A 4,591-nucleotide genomic window follows, 5' to 3' on the forward strand; every position below is an offset into this window, starting at 1 on the left:
GTGCAGGCAACGGCCCCTACAACCGCGCGCGTTAGCGACACGTATCGCTGGGCGCAATTGGCGATCGGTGTAGCGGCGATGGTGATGATCGCCAACTATCAATACGGCTGGACATTCTTCGTCCCCGACATCCAGAAGAAATTCGGCTGGGATCGCGCGTCGATCCAATGGGCCTTTACTCTGTTCGTCCTGTTCGAGACCTGGCTGGTGCCGATCGAAGGCTGGTTCGTTGACAAATACGGTCCGCGCATCGTCGTGCTGGTCGGCGGCGTGCTCTGCGCCATGGGCTGGGCGATCAACGCACAGGCCACCACGCTCAACGGCTACTATCTCGGCATGATCATCGCGGGCATCGGCGCGGGCGGCGTCTATGGCACCTGCGTCGGCAACGCGCTGAAATGGTTTCCCGACAAGCGCGGTCTCGCTGCGGGCATCACGGCGGCCGGCTTCGGTGCAGGCTCCGCGCTGACCGTCGCGCCGATCCAGGCCATGATCAAGGACAGTGGCTTCCAGACCACCTTCCTGTATTTCGGCCTCGGACAAGGCATCATCATCTGCATCCTCGCCTTCTTCCTGCTGGCGCCGAAGGCCGGCCAGGTGCCGACCGTGGTGGCGAACGCCGCGCTGGTGCAGACGCGTCGCAACTACCAGCCGACAGAGGTGCTGCGCCAGCCGATCTTCTGGCTGATGTATTTCATGTTCGTGATCGTCGGCGCCGGCGGCCTGATGGTGACGGCCAACCTGAAGCCCATCGCGGTTGACTGGAAGGTCGACAGCGTTCCGGTGACGCTGATGGCGGTGACGATGACCGCGGTGACGTTCGCAGCCACGATCGACCGCGTGCTCAACGGCCTGACGCGTCCGTTCTTCGGCTGGATCTCCGACATGATCGGCCGCGAGAACACGATGTTCATCGCCTTCGGCATGGAAGGTTTCGGCATCTGGATGCTCTACCTCTGGGGCCACGATCCCATCTGGTTCGTGCTGCTCTCGGGCTTCGTGTTCTTCGCCTGGGGTGAGATCTACTCGCTGTTCCCCTCGACCTGCACCGACACGTTCGGCGCCAAGTTCGCGACCACCAATGCGGGCCTGCTCTACACCGCAAAGGGCACGGCCGCGCTGCTGGTTCCGATCGCCAATTACATGCAGCAGTCGTCGGGAACCTGGGACAGCGTGTTCATCATCGCGGCCGGCGCCAACATCCTGGCTTCGCTGCTCGCGATCGCGGTGCTCAAGCCCTGGCGCAAGGTGGTGGTGGCGAAGTCGACCGCCTGACGCGCTTCATCACATTTCATTCCGACAGGACGCCCGGCCTCATGGCTGGGCGTTTTCGTTTTTGCAGAACCCGCCTTGGCTACCGCTGACCCGAAGGGAACCGCGCACTTTTCTTGCGCTGCGTCACAAGATTGGGCTTGCCTTCTGGAATATGGTATACCAATGTCCCCRCCGCGCTTGCGACGATAAGCCACAATATTTGCGACACTGGGTCATCTTGCAATCCCAGGTCGCAATCAATCAGGCGCGTTGGGAGGTTCTTGATGATTTCCAGCACGGACGGCGCCGTCACAGCCGCGCCTCTTCGCACCGGTTTCCGTTGGTTCCAGCTCGCCATGGGCATCGTCTGCATGGCGATGATCGCCAACCTGCAATACGGCTGGACGCTGTTCGTCGATCCGATCGATGCGGCCCACCATTGGGGACGCGCCGCGATCCAGCTCGCTTTCACCATCTTCGTCGTCACCGAGACCTGGCTGGTGCCGGTCGAGGCCTGGTTCGTCGACAAATACGGCCCGCGCATCGTCATCATGTTCGGCGGCGTGATGATCGCGCTGTCCTGGGTGCTCAACTCCTACGCCGACTCGCTCACCCTGCTCTATGCGGCCGCGATCGTCGGCGGCATGGGCGCGGGCGCCGTCTACGGCACCTGCGTCGGCAACGCGCTGAAATGGTTTCCCGATCGCCGCGGCCTTGCCGCCGGCGCGACGGCCGCCGGCTTCGGCGCGGGCGCCGCGCTCACCATCGTGCCGATCGCGACCATGATCGCCGCGAGCGGCTATCAGAGCGCGTTCTTCACCTTCGGCATCGGCCAGGGCCTGATCGTCTTCGTGCTCGCCTTCTTCATCCAGCCGCCGCGGCTCTCGATCCCGCCGAAGAAGAAGCAGCTCAATCTGCCGCAGACCAAGATCGACTTCACCCCGCCGCAAGTGCTGCGCACCCCTATTTTCTGGGTGATGTATCTCGTCTTCGTCATGGTCGCGTCCGGCGGCCTGATGACCGCGGCGCAGATCGGCCCAATCGCACACGACTTCAAGATCGCCGACACGCCGGTGACGCTCGCCGGCTTCCAGATGGCGGCGCTGACCTTCGCGATCTCGCTCGACCGCATCTTCGACGGCTTCGGACGTCCCTTCTTCGGCTGGGTCTCCGACACGATCGGCCGCGAGCACACCATGTTCATCGCCTTCGGCACGGCGGCAGTGATGCTGCTCACGCTGTCGGCCTACGGACACGTGCCTGTCGTCTTCGTGCTCGCGACCGCGGTCTATTTCGGCGTGTTCGGCGAAATCTACTCGCTGTTCCCCGCAACCTGCGGCGACACCTTCGGCTCGAAGTTCGCGACCACCAACAACGGCATGCTCTACACCGCGAAGGGCACCGCCTCCCTGCTCGTCCCGCTCGCCAGCGTGATCTCGGCGGCGTATGGCTGGAAGGCCGTGTTCGTGGTGGCGGTGGCGCTGAATGCAACGGCCGCACTGATGGCATTGTTCGTGATCAAGCCGCTGCGCCGCTCCTTCATCCTCGGCAAGGAAGCCGAGAGCACCGGCACCGCGTCGGGCAGCGCCAAGACCGAGACGGCGTGACAAGCCACACACTTTGCACGGTTGAAAAAGGGGCGCAGAATGCGCCCCTTTCTTTTTGGCCAAGGTTCTTTTGGCCGACGCCGGAGGCACCGCAAACGTCAATAATGCTGTMGCAAGATTTTTCGGATCCGCCAAATCCATCGCTTGACGATTGGCATTATGTATACCACACTTACCTCGTCATTCACCTAGGGAGGTTGCAATGCTGGTCGGAGACATTCTGCGCAAGAAGACGCCGCGCGTTGTCACGGTGCGAATGAACGAAACGGTGGGTATCGCCGCCAAGCTGATGCGCGCCAACAACATCAGCGCCCTCGTGGTGAAGGACGTGGTCCGCTCCGAGGGCAACACCGCGGTCGGCATGTTCACCGAGCGTGACGTGGTGCGCGCCGTTGCCGAGCACGGCGCGAACGCCGTCAACGTCAAGGTCTCGCAGCTCGTCTCGGTGCAGCAGCTCGTCTCCTGCACCTCGGGCGATACGATCGAGCACGTGCGCCATCTGATGAACCGTCATCACATCCGCCACCTGCCCGTGATCGACGATTACAGCCTCGTTTCCGTCATCAGCATGCGCGACATCGCCGCTGCCGTTGACGAGGCGATCAACGGCACGCCGCAAGCAGCAGCTTAAAGCGCCACGCCCCTTCCCCTGCGACTACCGGCCCCGGCTCGGATCCTTCCGCGCCGGACCGGATCTTTCGTCCCGAAATTCCGGTCACCCGCGAGGATTTCATGAAGATCTGTATCTACGGCGCCGGCGCAATCGGCGGATATCTCGGGGTTCAGCTCGCGCGCGCTGGCGCCGACGTCRGCCTGGTCGCACGCGGCGCGCACCTCGCCGCGATGCGCGAGCGCGGCCTGACGCTGCTCGCGGGCGAGGAGAAGCACACCGTGCATCCGCGCTGCACCGACAATCCCGCCGAGCTCGGCGTGCAGGACTACATCATCATCACGCTGAAGGCGCATTCGATCACCGGCGTGATCGAGAAGATGCAGCCGCTCCTGGGCCCGCACACCCGCATCGTCACCGCGGTCAACGGCATCCCCTATTGGTACTTCTACAAGCACGGCGGCGATTACGAGAATTCGACGCTGGAGAGCATCGACCCCGGCGGACGGCAGTGGCGCGAGATCGGCGCCGAGCGCGCCATCGGCTGCATCGTCTATCCCGCCACCGAGATCGAGGCGCCCGGCGTGATCCGCCACGTCTACGGCAACAATTTCCCGCTCGGCGAGCCCTCCGGCGAAATCACGGGCGACGTGCAGCGCCTCGCCGACCTGTTCGTCGCGGCCGGCCTGAAGGCGCCGGTGCTCGACCGCATCCGCGACGAGATCTGGCTCAAGCTCTGGGGCAATGTCTGCTTCAACCCGATCAGCGCGCTGACCCATGCGACGCTCGACGTGATCTGCACCGATCCGGCCACGCGCGCGCTGTCGCGCGCGATCATGGTGGAGACGCAAGGCATCGCCGAGACCTTCGGCGTCAAATTCCGCGTCGATGTCGAGCGCCGCATCGAGGGCGCCCGCAAGGTCGGCGCGCACAAGACCTCGATGCTCCAGGACCTCGAGCGCGGCCGCCCGATGGAGATCGACCCGCTCGTCACCGTGGTGCAGGAGATGGGCCGCCTCACCGGCATCGCCACGCCCGCACTGGACTCGGTGCTGGCGATGGTGACCCAGCGCGCCCGCATCGCCGGGCTCTATGATGGCGTCTCCGCGCCCGTCGATCC

4 protein-coding genes are annotated in these 4,591 nt (G+C 64.2%); all 4 read left to right on the plus strand.

From position 1 onward, the window contains the following. A partial coding sequence (oxlT, locus tag AC1D00_RS28015) for an oxalate/formate MFS antiporter (RefSeq protein WP_477012882.1) occupies window positions 1-1,275 on the plus strand: 1,275 nt, incomplete at its 5' end. A gap of 263 nt (window positions 1,276-1,538) precedes the next feature. Then, window positions 1,539-2,861 (plus strand): oxalate/formate MFS antiporter, encoded by a 1,323-nt coding sequence (gene oxlT / locus AC1D00_RS28020; RefSeq protein WP_135172593.1) that lies wholly within the window; start codon window positions 1,539-1,541, stop codon window positions 2,859-2,861. A gap of 202 nt (window positions 2,862-3,063) precedes the next feature. Beyond that, entirely contained in the window at window positions 3,064-3,492 is a 429-nt protein-coding gene (locus tag AC1D00_RS28025) for a CBS domain-containing protein (protein WP_135172592.1), read from the plus strand. A gap of 101 nt (window positions 3,493-3,593) precedes the next feature. Continuing rightward, window positions 3,594-4,591, plus strand: a 998-nt coding sequence (locus AC1D00_RS28030; RefSeq protein ID WP_477012883.1) for a 2-dehydropantoate 2-reductase, incomplete at its 3' end; no start/stop codon positions are given.

Source organism: Bradyrhizobium sp. P2_E8 (genome assembly GCF_056403875.1).

Coding starts and splice junctions, on each gene's coding strand:
- oxlT (WP_135172593.1), top strand. CDS start 1,539: ATGATTTCCAGCACGGACGGCGCCGTCACAGCCGCGCCTCTTCGCACC.
- AC1D00_RS28025 (WP_135172592.1), top strand. CDS start 3,064: ATGCTGGTCGGAGACATTCTGCGCAAGAAGACGCCGCGCGTTGTCACG.